The organism is Actibacterium sp. MT2.3-13A, assembly GCF_018139985.1.
In the GTDB taxonomy this organism is placed as follows: Bacteria; Pseudomonadota; Alphaproteobacteria; order Rhodobacterales; family Rhodobacteraceae; genus JAGSOU01.
Genome location: NZ_JAGSOU010000024.1, coordinates 25,910 through 42,529, shown reverse-complemented (window position 1 = coordinate 42,529; position 16,620 = coordinate 25,910). Strand labels below are relative to the sequence as shown.

General features: G+C 69.4%; 12 protein-coding genes. 9 read left to right on the top strand and 3 right to left on the bottom strand.

The window, feature by feature from the left end; translation table 11 throughout:
- From KCI33_RS16140 to KCI33_RS16130, 3 genes are all read left to right on the top strand, one after another.
- Nucleotides 1–651, top strand: a 651-nt coding sequence (locus KCI33_RS16140) for a LysM peptidoglycan-binding domain-containing protein (RefSeq protein WP_212525835.1), incomplete at its 5' end; no start/stop codon positions are given.
- Between the two features lie 62 nt (nucleotides 652–713).
- Entirely contained in the window at nucleotides 714–2,546 is a 1,833-nt protein-coding gene (locus KCI33_RS16135; protein ID WP_212525834.1) for an ABC transporter ATP-binding protein/permease, read from the top strand.
- A 126-nt stretch (nucleotides 2,547–2,672) separates the two neighbouring features.
- Entirely contained in the window at nucleotides 2,673–3,452 is a 780-nt protein-coding gene (locus tag KCI33_RS16130) for a hypothetical protein (protein WP_212525833.1), read from the top strand.
- A gap of 19 nt (nucleotides 3,453–3,471) precedes the next feature.
- On the opposite strand, the gene KCI33_RS16125 is transcribed toward KCI33_RS16130, so the two are convergent.
- Together KCI33_RS16125 and KCI33_RS16120 are read right to left on the bottom strand one after the other, a co-directional pair.
- Nucleotides 3,472–7,068: an efflux RND transporter permease subunit gene (locus KCI33_RS16125; RefSeq protein WP_212525832.1), complete on the bottom strand. Its 3,597-nt coding sequence runs from the start codon at nucleotides 7,066–7,068 to the stop codon at nucleotides 3,472–3,474.
- Nucleotides 7,065–8,321, bottom strand: a complete 1,257-nt coding sequence (locus tag KCI33_RS16120) for an efflux RND transporter periplasmic adaptor subunit (protein ID WP_212525831.1) — start codon at nucleotides 8,319–8,321, stop codon at nucleotides 7,065–7,067. The genes KCI33_RS16125 and KCI33_RS16120 overlap by 4 nt, the downstream gene beginning before the upstream one ends.
- A gap of 207 nt (nucleotides 8,322–8,528) precedes the next feature.
- Here KCI33_RS16120 and KCI33_RS16115 point away from each other — a divergent pair, with 207 nt between their 5' ends.
- Genes KCI33_RS16115 through der form a run of 3 tightly spaced genes read left to right on the top strand, consistent with a single transcriptional unit; the run spans nucleotide 8,529 to nucleotide 12,071 of the window.
- Nucleotides 8,529–9,182 carry a tetratricopeptide repeat protein gene (locus tag KCI33_RS16115; protein WP_212525830.1) on the top strand — a complete coding sequence of 218 codons (654 nt, stop codon included), beginning with the start codon at nucleotides 8,529–8,531 and terminating at the stop codon, nucleotides 9,180–9,182.
- 42 nt (nucleotides 9,183–9,224) lie between these two features.
- On the top strand, nucleotides 9,225–10,559 hold the full coding sequence (locus KCI33_RS16110; protein WP_349252218.1) for a PQQ-binding-like beta-propeller repeat protein: 1,335 nt from the start codon (nucleotides 9,225–9,227) through the stop codon (nucleotides 10,557–10,559).
- Between the two features lie 48 nt (nucleotides 10,560–10,607).
- Nucleotides 10,608–12,071, top strand: a complete 1,464-nt coding sequence (gene der, locus KCI33_RS16105) for a ribosome biogenesis GTPase Der (RefSeq protein ID WP_212525828.1) — start codon at nucleotides 10,608–10,610, stop codon at nucleotides 12,069–12,071.
- Between the two features lie 98 nt (nucleotides 12,072–12,169).
- Here der and serS read toward each other — a convergent pair whose 3' ends face one another.
- Nucleotides 12,170–13,459 (bottom strand): serine--tRNA ligase, encoded by a 1,290-nt coding sequence (gene serS, locus KCI33_RS16100; RefSeq protein ID WP_212525827.1) that lies wholly within the window; start codon nucleotides 13,457–13,459, stop codon nucleotides 12,170–12,172.
- Nucleotides 13,460–13,633: 174 nt separating this feature from the next.
- Between serS and yajC the strand changes: the two genes are divergently transcribed.
- Genes yajC through secF form a run of 3 tightly spaced genes read left to right on the top strand, consistent with a single transcriptional unit; the run spans nucleotide 13,634 to nucleotide 16,613 of the window.
- Nucleotides 13,634–13,960 (top strand): preprotein translocase subunit YajC, encoded by a 327-nt coding sequence (yajC, locus tag KCI33_RS16095; protein WP_212525826.1) that lies wholly within the window; start codon nucleotides 13,634–13,636, stop codon nucleotides 13,958–13,960.
- A gap of 9 nt (nucleotides 13,961–13,969) precedes the next feature.
- Nucleotides 13,970–15,631 carry a protein translocase subunit SecD gene (gene secD / locus KCI33_RS16090; RefSeq protein WP_212525825.1) on the top strand — a complete coding sequence of 554 codons (1,662 nt, stop codon included), beginning with the start codon at nucleotides 13,970–13,972 and terminating at the stop codon, nucleotides 15,629–15,631.
- A gap of 13 nt (nucleotides 15,632–15,644) precedes the next feature.
- Complete coding sequence (secF, locus tag KCI33_RS16085) at nucleotides 15,645–16,613, top strand: protein translocase subunit SecF (RefSeq protein ID WP_212525824.1); 969 nt, start codon at nucleotides 15,645–15,647, stop codon at nucleotides 16,611–16,613.
- Nucleotides 16,614–16,620 lie beyond the last annotated feature (7 nt).

The window sequence follows — 16,620 nt, the reverse complement described above, 5'->3', positions numbered from 1 at the left end:
GCCCCCGCGCCGGGGGTCTCCGCCGGGGCCGGGGCAGAGGCCCCGGCCGCAGAACCCGCCGCGCCGGGCGCGCAGGGCCCCGCCGCGGCGCCGCGCGCGCCGACCGTTCTGCTGGCCGGCGAGGGCGGCGTGAAGGTGCTGCAGGCGCCCGGCGCGCCGGATCTCGGCGATGGCGTGGTGATCGAGACGGTCTCCTACACCCCGGCCGGCGATGTCGCCCTGTCCGGCCGCGGGCAGGGTGGGGCGCATGTGCGGCTCTATCTGGACAATGCGGCGCTGGGCACGGTGCAGATCGGCGCGGACGGCCGCTGGCAGGCCGAACTGGCCGGGATCGCGCCGGGGGTCTACACCCTGCGTGCCGACCAGATCGACGCCGAGGGGCGGGTGAGCGCGCGCTACGAGACGCCGTTCAAGCGCGAGGCGCCCGAGGAACTGGCGCGCGCCGCGGCGCCCGCCGACCCCGAGGCCCCGGTCTCGGCCTCGGTGGTGACGGTGCAGCCGGGCTATACGCTGTGGGGGATCGCCAAGCGGACCTATGGCGAGGGCGTGCTCTATGTGAAGGTCTACGAGGCCAACCGCGACCAGATTCGCGACCCCGACCTGATCTATCCCGGCCAGGTGTTCGAACTGCCGCAGGCGGGGGCGGAATAGGCCCCTAGCCATTTCGCCCCGGAGGCCCTAGGTCTGTGCCACTGCCAGACCAAGGATTTCCGATGTCCCCGCGCCAGTCCAATGCCGACCTGTCCCATCTCGAACGCCGCAGCGCGCTGCGCACCATCGCGCGCGTCGGCCCCTACCTGTGGCCCGAGGGCCAGGCATGGGTGAAGCGCCGCGTGGTGCTGGCGCTGCTGGTGCTGGTGCTGGCCAAGCTGATCTCGGTCGCCACGCCGGTTCTTTACAAGGCGGCGGTGGATATGCTGACCGGCGAGGGGACGCCGCCGGCCTGGACGCTGGCGGCGGGCGCGATCGGGCTGACCGTGGCCTATGGCATGGCGCGGCTGATGACCGTCGGCTTCCAGCAGCTGCGCGACGCGATCTTCGCCCGCGTGGGGCAGCGCGCCCTGCGCCAGTTGGCGCTGGAGACCTTCACCCATATCCACCGCCTCTCGATGCGCTATCACATCACCCGCAAGACCGGCGGGCTGAGCCGCATCATCGAGCGCGGCGTCAAGGGCGTCGATTTCCTGCTGCGCTTCCTGCTGTTCTCGATCGGGCCCCTGGTGCTGGAGCTGACGCTGGTCGCCGCGATCTTCTTCTTCGTGTTCGATGTCTGGTACCTGGCCATCGTGGTGGGGACCATCGCGCTTTATGTCCAGTTCACCTTCAAGGTGACCGAGTGGCGGGTGAAGATCCGCCGCCAGATGAACGAGCAGGACACCGACGCCAACCAGAAGGCGATCGACAGCCTGCTGAACTTCGAAACGGTCAAGTATTTCGGCGCCGAGGCGCGCGAGGCGGCGCGTTACGACCGCGCCATGGAGGGCTATGAGGCGGCGGCGCTCAAGACCGCCTATTCGCTGGCCTTCCTGAATTTCGGCCAGAGCTTCCTGATCACCTCGGGGCTGGTCGGCGTGATGGTGCTGGCGGCGATGGGGGTGCAGGCGGGCGACCTGACCGTGGGCGATTTCGTCATGGTCAACGCCTACATGATCCAGATCACCATGCCGCTGAACTTCCTCGGCACGGTCTACCGCGAGATCCGGCAGGCGCTGGTCGACATGGGCGAGATGTTCGACCTGCTCGAACAGCCCGCCGAGGTCACCGACAAGCCCGGCGCGCCCGATCTGGTCTGCGAGCGTGGCGTGGTCGAACTGCGCGACGTGGTGTTCGGCTATGACGCGGCCCGGCCGATCCTGAAGGGCGTCAGCCTGAAGGTGCCCGCCGGTGGCTCGGTCGCCATCGTGGGGCCTTCGGGCTCGGGCAAGTCCACCATCGGGCGGCTGCTGTTCCGCTTCTACGACGTGAAGGAGGGCGCGCTGCTGATCGACGGCCAGGACGTGCGCGACGTGACGCAGGACAGCCTGCACGACGCCATCGGGGTGGTGCCGCAGGACACGGTGCTGTTCAACGACACGATCTATTACAACATCGCCTACGGCCGCCCGGCGGCAACCCGCGAGGAGATCGAGGCCGCCGCGCGCGCCGCCAAGATCCACGATTTCATCGAGGGCCTGCCGGAGGGCTACGACACCATGGTGGGCGAGCGTGGCCTGAAACTGTCCGGCGGCGAGAAGCAGCGCGTGGGCATCGCCCGCACCCTGCTGAAGAACCCGCCGATCCTGCTGCTGGACGAGGCGACATCGGCGCTCGACAGCGAGACCGAGGCCGGCATCCAGAGCGAGCTGAAGGCGATGGGCGTGGGGCGGACGGTGCTGACCATCGCGCACCGCCTCTCGACCATCGTGGATGCCGACGAGATCGTGGTGCTGGAACATGGCCGCATCGTCGAGCGCGGCCGCCACGACGCGCTCTTGACCCGCGGCGGGCGCTACGCCGCCATGTGGGCGCGCCAGCAGGCCGGCGAGGACAACGACGAGGCGGCCTGAGCCGCCCGGCGCCCCGGGTGGGAATGATCCACGTCAATGTCGCCCCGCCCGAGCGGGGCTACCCTGTCCGGTGCGGGTCCGGGCCCGTTCGGGCCGGCCCGCGGCATTTGATCGGGGGGATTGGCGATGAAATTCATTCGGACGAACAGATTTCGTGCGGCGCTGCTGCTGATTGCGGCGGCGCTGCTGTGCACGGGGCCTGCGCGGGCGGAAACGGCGGTCGGGGCGACGGTGGAGGGCCGCCTTCTGCTGGGCTTCAAGGTCGATGACGCCGCCGCGCAGGCATGGATGCCCGAGGGGTGGAGGGCGATCACCTTGCCCAACGGGCCGCTGGCGGGGGCGAATGTCATGCTGGTGCTGATGGACCGGCAGCTGATCCTCGACCCCGAGGGCAAGCCGCAGGCACCGTCGTCCGGCCGGGCCGCCGCGCTGTTCAGTTATGGCTTGGCGGAGGGGCAACCGGGCCCGCGCCTTTTCATCACCCGGGTCTTCGAGCCCGCTCCGATGACCGATGCCTACGGCAACTCGGTCCCGGCGCGGATCACCCGCGCCACGCAAAGTTCGGTTGACGCGGACGGCGCCACGACCCGCCGCGAGACATGGGTGGTCACGCCCGAGGCCGGCGGCGAGATCACCGTCGATCTCTCCTTCGCCCCCGGCACGCCGAGCCTTGTGAAGGGGGCCGAGGCATTGCCCTATTCCGCGGCGCGGCCCGATTTCCACCGCATCTACCGCTACGACCAGATGGTGGAGCTGGTGATGAACGCGGCGCTGGGCAAGCCCGTCGCCGGCGCGGCCGAGGTCAGCGTCGATCTGCCGGACATGGCCGGAATGTTCGACGGCGGCCAGCAATTGGCCGCCGTCCTGTCCATCCCGGTCTATCTCCGCGAGGTGTTCCTGCCCTGAGGCCCCCGTGCGTGGGCCGTCACTCGGCGGCGCGCAGCGGGGTGGCGGGGCCGCCACCCGGCCTCTCTCCATCCTCGGCCCCGGGCGCGCGTTCGTCGCCGGGCCGCGGGGCGGTTTCGCTCTCGTCGATCCACAGCAGTTCGGGCGCCCGCAGCCTGCGCGCTGCGCGGCGCAGGGCACGGTCGCGCGCGGGCCGGCTGTCGCGCCCGAGGCTGAGCGCGCGCAGCGCATCGACCGAGCGGTAGGCGCCGGTCCAGAACCACACCCTCAGCGCCAGCATCGAGGGAGTGAAGACCAGCGTCAGCACCGTCGCGATGCCGAGGCCGAACACCACCGCGGTCGCCAGCTGTTTCCACCACAGCGCGGTGGGGCTGTCGATGGTGTAGCCGCCCGCGATGAAATCGAAGCTCAGCCCGAACATCATCGAGGCCAGCCCCGCCATGGTGGTGACCGTGGTCAGCAGCACGGGCCGGATGCGCGCCTGCGCGGTGCGCGTTATGGCCTCGATCTTGGGCATGTACTGGCTGAACTCCATGTAGGTGTCGATCAGCACGATGTTGTTGTTCACCACGATCCCCGCCAGCGCCACGACCCCGGTGCCGGTCATGATGATCGAGAAGGGCTGCCCCATCACCATCATCCCGATCAGCACGCCGGTCGTGGACAGCACCACCGCCAGCAGCACCAGCGTCGCGTTGTAGAAGCTGTTGAACTGCGCCAGCAGGATGATGAACATCAGCCCCAGCGCCCCGGCGAAAGCCTTCATCAGGAAGGCCCCGGATTCCTCCTGGTCCTCGGTGTCGCCCGTCCATTCCCACTCCAGCCCTGCCGGCAGCGGGTCGGTCTTCAGCCACTCGGTCAGCCGCTCGATCCGCTCGTTGGCGTTGATCGGGGTGCCGTCGTCGTTGCTCAGCCCGGCGGCCACGCCGGCCTTGACGTCGAAGTAGCGCTCGCCGTCCACGCGGTTGATCAGCGCCAGTTTCTTCACCGGCGCGCGGGTGACGAAATTCGACAGCGGCACCAGTCCGCCGGCGGTGCGGACCTTGAGGCTGTCCAGCGTCGAGAGCAGCCGGTCCCGTTCGGGCAGGCGGACGCGGATCTCGATCTCCTCGTCGGAGGAGGGCACGCGCATCGTGTCCAGCAGCAGCCCGCGCGTCACCAGCTGCACCATGCCGCCCACGGTGGCCACGTCGGCGCCGTAGCGGCCGGCCTTTTCCACGTCCACGTCGATCTGCCAGTCGATGCCGGGCAGGGGCAGGGTGTCCTCGATATCGGTCAGGCCCTTGGTCTGCTCGAACTTCGCGCGCGCGATTTCGGTGGCCTTCAGCAGGTCGTCCCAGTTGTCGCCCTTGATCCGCAGATGCACCGGCTTGGCCGAGGCCGGGCCGCGCGATTGCGACAGGATCTCGGTCCGGATGCCGGGGAGCTGGGAAAGCTGCGTCTCCAGATCTTCGAGCACCACGTCGCCGTCCAGCTCGGGCTGGTCGGCGCGCTCTTCCCAGGGCACCAGCTCCACCTGGATCTGGCCGATGGTGTCCAGCGGCGGCTGCGCGCCGCCGGTGTTCTGGTCCAGCCCGCCCTGGCCGGCGAAGGCGAAGGCCGCGTCGACGCCGGGATGGGCCAGCACGATCGCCTCGGCCTCGCGCACCAGCGCGTCCTTTTCGGCCAGCGACAGGTTGCCCCGCGCGCGGACATAGACGATGGCCTGTTCGGGTTCGGATTCCACGAAGAACTCGACACCCTTGTTGTTCTGGCCATAGGCCATGAACACCGCCACGACCAGCCCGACCACCGCCGCGACGGTCACGAGGGGCATCACCGGGTTGCCCGCGATCAGCTGGATCACCCAGCCGAAGACCGACCGGCGATAGCCGGCGCGGATGCGCTTCCGCCGGGGCTCGATCCGGGCCGCGGTCAGGGTGATCGAGCTCAGCGCCGAGCCCAGCAGGAACAGCGCCACGCCGGGCAGGATCTGCACGGGGCGGGGCAGGGGGGCGGCGCCGGCGAACAGGTAGCCGGGGTTCAGCGTCTGCATCGCGCCGAGAAACACGAGGTAGAGCGCCCCGGCCGCCAGCGCGGCGCGCACGACCCAGGGCAGCGGCGTCAGCCGTTCCGCGATGCGGTCGAGGATGCGCGTCCAGCGCCCCGCGACGCCGCCCATCACCGGCAGGTAGATCAGCGCCACCACCAGCGAGGCCGACAGCACGAAGATCAGCGTGACCGGCAGCATTCCCATGAATTCGCCCGGCACGCCGGGCCAGAAGAGCATGGGCAGGAAGGCGCAGAGCGTGGTGGCGGTGGAGCTGACGATGGGCCAGAACATCCGCTTGGCGGCCTCGGTGAAGGCGTGCATCGGCCCCGCGCCCTCGGAGATGCGGCGGTCGGCATATTCGACCACCACGATGGCGCCGTCGACCAGCATGCCGACGGCCAGGATCAGGCCGAACATCACGATGTTGGAGATCGCCACCCCCATCAGCCCCAGCAGCACGAAGCACAGCAGGAACGAGGTCGGAATGGCGAAGCCCACCAGCATCGCCGAGCGCGAGCCGAGGAAGGCCAGCACCACGATCATCACCAGCGCGATGGCGGTCAGCACCGAGCCCTCCAGCTGGCTGACCATCGAGGCCACGGTCTTGGACTGGTCCATCGAGGTGCCGACGGTCACCGCCTGTTGCAGCTCCCTGGGCCAGGTGGCGCGTTCCCTGTCGACCTCCGCGCGCACCAGCTCGGCGGTGTCGATGATGTTGAAGCCCTTGCGCTTGACCACCTGCAGCGCGACCGTGGTCTCGCCGTTGAACCGCGCGGTGCCCTTGCGGTCCTCGAAGGTCAGGCGGATCTCGGCCAGATCGCCCAGCGTGACCACCCGGTCGCCGTTGGTCTTGACCGGCAGGTCGTGGACATCCTTCGGGGTGTCGAAGCTCGACGGGATCTTGACCGAGAAGGCGCCGGTCGCGGTCTCCACCTCGCCGGCCGCGATCAACTGGTTGTTGTTCTGCACGACACGGATCAGCTCGCCCGCGGTGACGTTGTAGGCTTCCAGCCGCAGCGGGTCGATCACCACCTCCAGCATCTCGTCGCGGTGGCCGGCCAGCCCCGCCTCAAGGACCGGCTCCAGCCCCTCCAGCCGGTCCTGAAGATCCTTGGCGAGGCGTAGCAGCGTGCGCTCGGGCAATGCGCCGGTCAGGTTGACGATGATGATCGGGAACTCGGAGAAATTGATCTCGTTGATCGAGTATTTCTCGGCCCCGTCGGGGAATTGCGCCTCGGCGGTGTTCATCCGATCGCGCACATCGGCGATGGTCTTGGTCTTGTCCCAGCCGAATTCGAATTCCAGCGCGACGCCGGCATAGCCCTCCTGCGCCACCGCCGACATCTTGTCGAGCCCGTCGAGATCGGACAGCTCCGTCTCCATGACCTTGACCAGCAGCTTCTCGGCGTCCTCGGCCGAGATGCCGGGGAAAGGGACCGAGATGAACAGCGCCGGGATTTCGATATCCGGCTCGCCCTCCTTGGGCAGGCCGGTGTAGGCATAGGCGCCCGCGAGCAGCGACAGCGCGATGAAGGCCAGCACCATCCGCGCCCGGCTGGCGGCCCAGTCGATCATGCCGGTCATTGGGTCACGTCCTCGCGGAAGGTGGGGGTCACCGGCACGCCGTCGGTGACGTATTCCTGCCCGACCACGATCACGTCGGCGCGGTCGGGCAGGCCGGCCACCCACATCCCCTCCACCGCGTCGCGCAGAACGGTGACGGGCGCGAAGCGGGCATGGGCGGTTTCGTCAACCAAGCGCACGCCGATGCGGCCCGCGTCATCCAGCGTCAGCGCCGATTGCGGCAGCAGATGCGCCACCTGCTCGCCCGAGGAGATCACGATCTCGGCGGTCTGGCCGTCGCGGATGGACAGGTCGCCATTGGCGATCTCGATCTCCACCCGGAAGGTGCGCGTGGCGGGGTCGGCCGAGCGGCCGAGGAAGCTTACCCGCCCGTCGACCGCGCGTCCCGTGGCCAGCTTCGCCCCGGCGCGCGCGCCGACGGCCACCTTGTCCACCTCGGTCTCCGGCACGAAGCCGACCAGCTTGATCGGGTCGAGCTGGATCACCGTCGCGCAGGGCGCGCCGGGCTGCAGCAGCGCGCCCAGCTCGGCGCTGTCGGTCTCCAGCAGGCCGGCGAAGGGGGCCTCGATGGTCAGGCGCTCGATCTCCTTCTCGGCGGCGGCGACGCCGGCCTCGGCGGATTGCACGCCGCTGGCGGCGGCCTCCAGCCCGGATTTTGCGGCCTGCACGGCGGCCTTGGCCGATTCCACGGCCGCATTGGTCGAGGCGGCGTGGGTCTGCGTGGCGAAGCCGTCCTCAAGCAGGCGGGCGGCGGCGCGGTCGTTGATCTCCGCCTCGCTGAGGCGGGCCTGCGCCTCGGCCAGCCGGGCCCGGGATTCGGGCAGCGCGGCACGCGCCTGCGCCAACCGGGCCTGCGCCTCGGCCAGCGCGACCTCGCGCGTGCCCGGGGCGATCTCGCACATCACCTCGCCGGCCGCGACGAAGGCGCCCTTGCGCAGCGGTTCGGAAATCACGGCGCCGGTGGTCTCGGCCCTGACCTCGACCTGGCGGGCGGCCTCGGTGCGGCCGCGCACCAGCACGGCACCGGCCACCGGGCGGGCCACCGAATGCAGCGCGACCACCGACACGCGGCGCGGCTCGTCCGGGGCGGGGGCTGCGGCGGGCGCGGTCGTTGCGGGCGCGGGATTTTCTGCGGCGGCGGTTTCTTCGGGCGCGCCGCGGCCGACGAACTCCATCACCCGGTCGCGCTCCATGACCATCAGGTAAAGCGCGGCCGTCACCAGGCAGGCGGTGAGAAAGGAAACAAAACGCATGCAATCCTCGTTCATGTGCGCTGGCACGGGCCGCGGACGTCAATTTCGCCCGCGGGCCGGGCAGCGCGTGACGCTCAATTCGTCTACGCTGAACCGACCAGTTCAGATTAAACTTTTCCGCAGCGCCGCGCAAGCAGGCCCGGCACGGGGCTTGGCAAGCCCTCGAGTGCTGGGCTAAGACGGGCCGGACCCGGCGGAGAGAGGCATATGAGCAACCCCGAGAGTTTTATCGAGGAAGTGACCGAAGAGGTCCGCCGCGATCGTCTGTTCGCGCTGATGCGGCGCTATGGCTGGATCGCCGTTCTGGCGGTGATCCTGATCGTCGGCGGCGCGGCCTACACGGAATGGCAGAAGGCGCGCGACACGGCCGCCGCCCAGGCGCTGGGCGATGCGCTGCTCGCCGCGCTGGAGCAGGACGACGCCGCGGCCCGCGTCGCGGCGCTGGACGGCGTGGCAGGGGCCGAGGACGCGGCGCCGCTGGTCGATCTGCTGGCCGCGGGCGAGCAGTCGGCCGCCGGCGAGGACGCGGCGGCGATCGCCCGCCTGCGCGCGCTGGCCGACGACACGCAGGCGCCGGTCACCTATCGCCAGCTCGCCCTGCTGAAGCTGGTGCTGATCGAGGGCGAGACGCGCCCCGCCGAGGACCGCCGCGCCGATCTGGCGCCGCTGGCCGAGCCCGGCGCGCCCTTCCGCCCGCTGGCGCTGGAGCAGCTGGCGCTGCTGGAGATCGAAGAGGGCAACACCGAGGCCGCCATCGGGCAGCTGCGCGAAATCCTGGAGCTGCCCGAGGCCACGGCGGGCTTGCGCGAGCGCGCCACTCAGTTGATTGTGGCGCTTGGAGGCACGCTCGAGCCCGCCTGATCGCGGCGCGGACGCGGGCGCATGGATGAAGGGAACAGGGTGGTGAAACTTACCCAGGGCGTCGCAATTCTGGTCACGCTCGGCCTGCTGGCCGGCTGCACCGAGCCCGAGCTGATTCTCGAGGGCGAGCGCCTCGGCGTGCGCGAGGCGCTGAGCGTGCCCGAGGAGGGCGCCGCGGCGCCGCTGGACGCCACCGCGCCCGCGCCCGACATGGCGCTGAGCCTGCCGGCGCCGCTGGCCAACGCAGACTGGACCCAGAAACGCGGCAACGCCCGGCACAAGATCACCCATCCCGCGCTCGGCAGCGTGCCGACCCTGGTCTGGAGCGCCAATATCGGCACCGGCGACAGCCGCCGCTACCAGATCACGGCCGAGCCCGTGGTCGCGGGCGACCGCATCTTCACGCTGGATTCGCAATCGCGGGTCATGGCGCACGGGCTCGACGGCGCGGCGCTGTGGTCGGCCGACCTGACCCCGCCCTCCGAACGCACGCGCGACGCCACCGGCGGCGGGCTTGCCTATGAGGACGGCCGCGTCTTCGCCACCACCGGCTTCGGCACGCTGGTGGCGCTCGATGCCGCGACCGGCGCGGTGCTGTGGGTGCAAAGGACCGACGCCGCCGTCACCGGCGCGCCCGCGGTGGCCGACGGGCTGGTCTATGTCGTGGGCCGCGACAACCGCGCCTGGGCGGTGCGGGCCGAGGACGGGCGGGTGCAATGGCAACTGCCCGGCACGCCCTCGCCCTCGGGCCTGCTGGGCGGCGCGGCGCCCGCGGTGACCGAGCAGCTGGCGATCTTCCCCTTCGGCTCGTCCGAGCTGGTGGCCGCGCTCCGCAAGAGCGGCGTGCGCGTCTGGGGCGCGCTGATCTCGGGTCAGCGCCGCGGCCGCGTCTATGCCCAGGTCAAGGACATCACCGGCGACCCGGTGATCGCCGACGGCGTGCTCTACGCCGGCAACCAGTCGGGCCGGCTGGCGGCGATCCGCGTGGCCAATGGCGAACGCCTCTGGACCGCCGAGGAGGGCAGCTACAGCCCGGTCTGGCCGGTCGCCGGCGCCGTGTTCCTGATCTCGGACCAGAACGAGCTGATCCGGCTGGACGCCGAGACCGGCGCGCGGGTCTGGGGCGTGCAGCTGCCTTACTTCACCAAGCAGCGGGTCAAGCGCCGCGATGCGATCTTCGCCCATTACGGCCCGGTGCTGGCAGGCGGGCGCCTGATCGTGGCCTCCGACGACGGGCTGCTGCGCTTCTTCGACCCCGCGACGGGGGCCGAGGCGGGCGCGCTGACGCTGCCCGGCGGCGCGGCCTCGGGGCCGGTGGTGGCGGGGCGGACGCTCTATGTCGTGTCGGCGCGCGGGCAACTCCACGCTTTCCGCTGAGCGCCGAATGGTGTAACGGGGCGGTCTGACGCCGATCCGGAGCATGAAATGAGCTTTACGCTGGCCATCGTGGGCCGTCCCAACGTGGGCAAGTCCACCCTGTTCAACCGCCTCGTGGGCAAGCGCCTGGCGCTGGTCGACGACCAGCCGGGCGTGACGCGCGACCTGCGCGAGGGCGAGGCGCGGCTGGGTGACCTGCGGTTCACCGTGATCGACACGGCAGGACTGGAAGAGGCAACCGACGACAGCCTTCAGGGCCGCATGCGGCGCCTGACCGAACGCGCGGTGGACATGGCGGACGTGTGCCTGTTCATGATCGACGCCCGCGCGGGCGTGCTGCCCTCAGACGAGGTCTTCGCCGATATCCTGCGCCGCCGCTCGGCGCATGTGATCCTCGCCGCCAACAAGGCCGAGGGCGCGGCCGCCGATGCCGGCGTGCTGGAGGCCTACGGCCTGGGGCTGGGCGAGCCGATCCGCCTGTCCGCCGAACATGGCGAGGGGCTGGCCGAGTTGCTGGCCGTGCTGATGCCCATCGCCGACGAATACGCCCGCCGCGAGGCCGAGAACGCGCCGGAGACCGACGTGGACGTGGATGAGGAGGGCGACGAGGCCGAGGGCCCGCGCGTCCCCACCCGCGAGAAGCCACTGCAGGTGGCGGTGGTGGGCCGGCCCAACGCCGGCAAGTCCACCTTGATCAACGCCCTGATCGGCGAGGAAAAGATGCTGACCGGCCCCGAGGCCGGGATCACCCGCGACGCGATCTCGACCCAGTTCGACTGGGAGGGGCTGCCGACCCGCATCTGGGACACTGCCGGCATGCGCAAGAAGGCCAAGGTGCAGGAAAAGCTGGAAAGGCTCTCCGTCTCCGACGCGCTGCGCGCGGTGAAATTCGCCGAGGTGGTGGTGGTGCTGCTGGACGTTGAGATCCCCTTCGAGCAGCAGGACCTGCGCATCGCCGACCTGGCCGAACGCGAGGGCCGCGCCGTGGTGGTCGCGGTGAACAAATGGGACCTGGAAGGCGAGAAGCAGGACAAGCTGCGCGAACTGAAAGAGGAATTCGCGCGGCTTCTGCCGCAGCTCAAGGGCGCGCCGCTGGTCACCGTCTCGGCGAGGACGGGTCGCGGGCTCGACCGGCTGCGCGGCGCCGTGATCCGCGCGCATGAGGTCTGGAACCGGCGCGTGCCCACCGCGCAGCTGAACCGCTGGCTCGCCGGCATGGTCGAGGCGCACCCGCCCCCCGCGCCCGGCGGCAAGCGCATCAAGCTGCGCTACATGACCCAGGTGAAGACCCGCCCGCCCGGGTTCGTGGCGATGTGCTCGCACCCCGAGAAGCTGCCCGACAGCTACCGCCGCTACCTGATCAACGGGCTGCGCGAGGATTTCGACATGCCGGGCACGCCGATCCGGCTGACCCTGCGTTCCCAGGCCGACAAGAACCCCTACAAGGGCAAGAAGAAAAGCACGCCCTCGCGTCTGCGCAAGCATCTCGGCAAGAAGCCCCACTCGGACTGAGCGGGCCGGCTTCCTTCTTCTTGGCGCAAATACTCACTGTCGCGCGGTTGAGTATTTTTGCCAAGAAGAAGGGGGCAGCGCGCGGGGCGTGCCGGCGCTCAGGCCAGGCGGCCCTCCGCGGTGATGCGGGTCTTACCGCCCAGCCAGGGGTGCAGCGCCTCGGGCAGCGCGACCGATCCGTCCTCCTGTTGGCCGTTCTCCAGCACCGCGATCAGGGTCCGGCCGACGGCCAGGCCCGAGCCGTTCAGCGTGTGCAGGAACTCGGGCTTGCCGCCCTCGGGGCGGTAGCGCGCGTTCATGCGCCGGGCCTGGAAATCGCCGCAGGTCGAGACCGAGGAGATCTCGCGGTAGGTGTTCTGGCCGGGCAGCCAGACCTCGATGTCATGGGTGCGGCGCGCGCCGAAGCCCATGTCGCCGGTGCACAGCACCACGGTGCGGTAGGGCAGGCCGAGCTTTTCCAGGATCGTCTCGGCGCAGCGGGTCATGCGGGCATGTTCCGCCTCGCTGTCCTCGGGCGCGGTGATCGAGACCATCTCCACCTTCTCGAACTGGTGCTGGCGCAGCATGCCCGCGGTGTCGCGGCCGGCCGAGCCCGCCTCGGAGCGGAAGCACTGGGTGTGGGCGACATAGCGGCGGGGCAGGGTGGCCTCCTCGACGATCTCGCCGTTGACGATGTTGGTCAGCGTCACCTCGGCGGTGGGGATCAGCCACCAGCCGTCCTCGGTGCGGTAGCTGTCGGCGCCGAATTTCGGGAGTTGCCCGGTGCCATACATCATCTCCTCGCGCACCAGAACGGGAGTGATGGTCTCGGTCAACCCGTTCTCCTCGACATGGGTGTCGAGCATGAACTGCGCCAGCGCCCGGTGGACGCGGGCCACCGCACCGGAGAGCACCACGAAGCGCGCGCCGGAGAGCTTGGCCGCGGTTTCGAAATCCATGCCGGCCTGCACGGCCGCCAATTCGTAATGCTCCTTGGGGGCGAAGGCGAAGTCGCGCGGGGTGCCCCAGCGGCGGATCTCGACATTGTCGTCCTCGTCCGCGCCGTCGGGGATGTCGTCATAGGGCAGGTTGGGGATGGTCATCAGCAGCTCGGTGAGCCGCGCATCCTCGGCCTTGGCCTCGTCGTTGAGCCGCGCGATCTCGGCCTTCTTCTCGGCCACCAGCGCGCGCAGCCGCTCGAATTCGGTCTCGTCTCCCGCGGCCTTGGCCGCGCCCACGGATTTGGACGCCTTGTTCTGCTCGGCCTTGGCCTCCTCGGCGGCCTGGATCTTGTTCCGGCGCGATTCGTCGAGGCCGAGGATCTGCGACGACATGGCCTCCAGCCCGCGGCGGGCGAGGGCGGCGTCGAAGGCGGCGGGGTTTTCGCGGATGGCCTTGATGTCGTGCATGGGAAGGATCCTGAGATTGTAACGTCACGTGCCGCCCCCATATGCCTCATGACGCGGGGCTTTTGAACCGTCAATTCGCGCGCCGCTTCGCCTTGCCAAGGGGCAGACCCGCCGATAGGGTGCCCGCCAATTCCACCGGGGCCCTTCTGCCCCGCCAACATGGGGAAACTGCCAATGTTCGCAACGCCTGCCTATGCCCAGGCCGTCGGAGGCGCCGGGGGCGCCTTCACCTCCTTCGTGCCGCTGATCCTGATCTTCGCGATCATGTATTTCCTGCTGATCCGTCCGCAGCAGAAGAAAATGAAGGAACACAAGGCCATGGTCGATGCGCTGCGCCGGGGGGACCAGGTGGTCACCCAGGGCGGGATCATCGGCAAGGTCGCCAAGGTCAAGGACGACGGCGAGATCGAGATCGAGATCGCCGAGGGCGTGAAGGTGCGCGTGCTGCGCGCCACCATCTCGCAGGTGCTGAGCAAGACCGAACCGGCCGAAAAAGCCTGAGCCTGACAGATGCTGAACATCCCACTCTGGAAACGGGTCGTCATCTGGGGCCTGTGCGCGATGGGGCTGGTGCTGGCCATGCCCAACGCGTTCTACACGAGGGTCGAGGGGCATAACGACGCCGTCAAGGCGATCGAGGCCGGGGGCGAGACCCCCGAGCTTGCCGCCATGAAGGCCGCCTGGCCCGACTGGCTGCCCTCGGGCCTGGTGAACCTCGGGCTCGATCTGCGGGGTGGGGCGCATCTTCTGGCCGAGGTGCAGGTCGAGGATGTCTATGCCGACCGCATCGACGGGCTCTGGCCCGAGGTGCGCGACGCGCTGCGCGAGGAGCGCGCTGCGGTGGGCACCATCCGCCGGCAGGCCTCGGCGCCGGACGAACTGCGGGTGCGCCTGTCGCAGCCCGAGGGGATGGCGGCGGCGGTCGAGGCCGTGCGCGGCCTGGCCCGTCCCATCGTGACGCTGACCGGCGTCGGCTCCTCCGACATCGAGGTGCGCGCGGAGGGCGACGAGCTGATCGTCACCCTGTCGGAGGCCGAACGTCTGGCCACCGACGACCGCACCATCCAGCAGTCGCTGGAGATCGTGCGCCGCCGGGTCGACGAGGTCGGCACGCGCGAACCCACGATCCAGCGCCAGGGCGAGAACCGGATCCTGATCCAGGTGCCCGGCATCGGCTCGGCAGAGGAGCTGAAGGCGCTGATCGGCACCACGGCGCGGCTGACGTTCCACCCGGTGGTGGGCCGCACCACGGACCCCGACCAGTCGCCGGGCGCGCGCAACGTGCTCTATCCGGCGATGGACCAGGAGGGGGTCTATTACATCCTCGAACAGACGCCGGTTGTGACCGGCGAGGAACTGACCGACGCGCAGCCTGCGTTCGACCAGAACGGCCGGCCGGCGGTGAATTTCCGCTTCAACCCCGCCGGCGCGCGCAAGTTCGGCACCTACACGGCCGAGAACGTCGGCTCGCCCTTCGCCATCGTGCTGGACGAGGAGGTGATCTCCGCCCCGGTGATCAACGAGGCGATTCCGGGCGGTTCGGGCATCATCACCGGCAGTTTCAGCGTGCAGGAAAGCACCGATCTGGCCGTGCTGCTGCGCGCCGGCGCCCTGCCGGCCGAGCTGACCTTCCTCGAGGAACGGACGATCGGCCCGGAACTGGGCGCCGACAGCATCGAGGCGGGCAAGATCGCCTGTGTCGTGGCCTTTGCCGCCGTCCTCATCTTCATGGCGCTCAGCTATGGCTGGTTCGGCGTGATCGCCAACGTGGCGCTTGTGATCAACGTCGGCCTGATCTTCGGCCTGCTGTCGCTGATCGGGGGGACGCTGACCCTGCCGGGCATCGCCGGCATCGTGCTGACCATCGGCATGGCGGTGGACGCCAACGTGCTGATCTTCGAGCGTATCCGCGAAGAGCTGAAATCGGCCAAGGGTCCGGCGCGGGCCATCGACCTGGGCTACGAGAAGGCACTGAGCGCGATCCTCGACGCCAACATCACGACCTTCATCACGGCGGTGATCCTGTTCATGCTGGGCTCGGGTCCGGTGCGCGGCTTCGCCATCACGCTGGGGCTCGGAATCCTGACCTCGGTGTTCACGGCCATATACGTCACCCGGCTGATGATCGTGGTGTGGCTGGATCGCCGTCGTCCCAAGACAATCACGGTTTGACGGAGAGATACAGATGCGGCTCAAACTCGTTCCCTCCGAAACCAGTTGGGATTTCTTCCGCCACGCGCGCCTGACCTTCGGCGCGTCGGTGGCGGCGGTGATCCTCTCGGTGGTGCTGTTTTTCGTTGTCGGCCTGAATTTCGGCATCGATTTCCGAGGCGGCACCACGATCCGCACCGAAAGCAGCACCGCCGTCGATGTCGGGACCTACCGGCAGGCGCTGTCGGGGCTGGGTCTGGGCGATGTCTCGATCACCGAGGTGTTCGATCCCACTTTCGGAGCGGACCGCCATGTCACGCAGATCCGCATCCAGGCCCAGGACGAGCAAGAGGCGGTGACGCCCGAGATCATCCGCCAGATCGAAGCCGCTCTGACCGCGATCGACCCGGCGATCACCTTTCCCTCGGTCGAAAGCGTGGGGCCCAAGATCTCGGGCGAGCTGATCCAGACCGCCGTCTTGTCGGTGCTGCTGGCCATCGGCGCGGTGCTGGTCTACATCTGGCTGCGCTTCGAGTGGCAGTTCGCGGTCGGCGCGGTGGCGGCGCTGCTGCATGACGTGGCGCTGACCGTCGGCATTTTCAGCCTGCTGCAGATCAAGTTCGACCTGGCGATCATCGCGGCGCTTCTGACCATCGTCGGCTATTCGCTGAACGACACCGTGGTGATCTTCGATCGCCTGCGCGAAAACCTGCGCAAATACAAGAAGATGGATCTGCGCGAGGTGATGAACCTTTCGGTGAACGAGACGCTGTCGCGGACCGTCATGACCTCGGGCACCACGCTGATCGCGCTGATTGCGCTGCTGGTGCTGGGCGGCGACGTGATCCGGGGCTTCGTCTTCGCGATGACCTGGGGCGTGATCGTGGGCACCTATTCCTCGGTTTTCGTGGCCAAGAACATCGTGCTTTTCCTGGGGGTGAAGCGCGACTGGTCGAAGACCTCGGATGGCGGCGGCACGCAATTCGCCAATATCGACGCCTGAGCTTGCC

What these genes read in the sequence shown, in the direction of transcription:
- KCI33_RS16135 (WP_212525834.1), top strand. Translation starts at nt 714, where the DNA reads ATGTCCCCGCGCCAGTCCAATGCCGACCTGTCCCATCTCGAACGCCGC.
- KCI33_RS16130 (WP_212525833.1), top strand. Translation starts at nt 2,673, where the DNA reads ATGAAATTCATTCGGACGAACAGATTTCGTGCGGCGCTGCTGCTGATT.
- KCI33_RS16125 (WP_212525832.1), bottom strand. Translation starts at nt 7,068, where the DNA reads ATGACCGGCATGATCGACTGGGCCGCCAGCCGGGCGCGGATGGTGCTG.
- KCI33_RS16120 (WP_212525831.1), bottom strand. Translation starts at nt 8,321, where the DNA reads ATGCGTTTTGTTTCCTTTCTCACCGCCTGCCTGGTGACGGCCGCGCTT.
- KCI33_RS16115 (WP_212525830.1), top strand. Translation starts at nt 8,529, where the DNA reads ATGAGCAACCCCGAGAGTTTTATCGAGGAAGTGACCGAAGAGGTCCGC.
- der (WP_212525828.1), top strand. Translation starts at nt 10,608, where the DNA reads ATGAGCTTTACGCTGGCCATCGTGGGCCGTCCCAACGTGGGCAAGTCC.
- serS (WP_212525827.1), bottom strand. Translation starts at nt 13,459, where the DNA reads ATGCACGACATCAAGGCCATCCGCGAAAACCCCGCCGCCTTCGACGCC.
- yajC (WP_212525826.1), top strand. Translation starts at nt 13,634, where the DNA reads ATGTTCGCAACGCCTGCCTATGCCCAGGCCGTCGGAGGCGCCGGGGGC.
- secD (WP_212525825.1), top strand. Translation starts at nt 13,970, where the DNA reads ATGCTGAACATCCCACTCTGGAAACGGGTCGTCATCTGGGGCCTGTGC.
- secF (WP_212525824.1), top strand. Translation starts at nt 15,645, where the DNA reads ATGCGGCTCAAACTCGTTCCCTCCGAAACCAGTTGGGATTTCTTCCGC.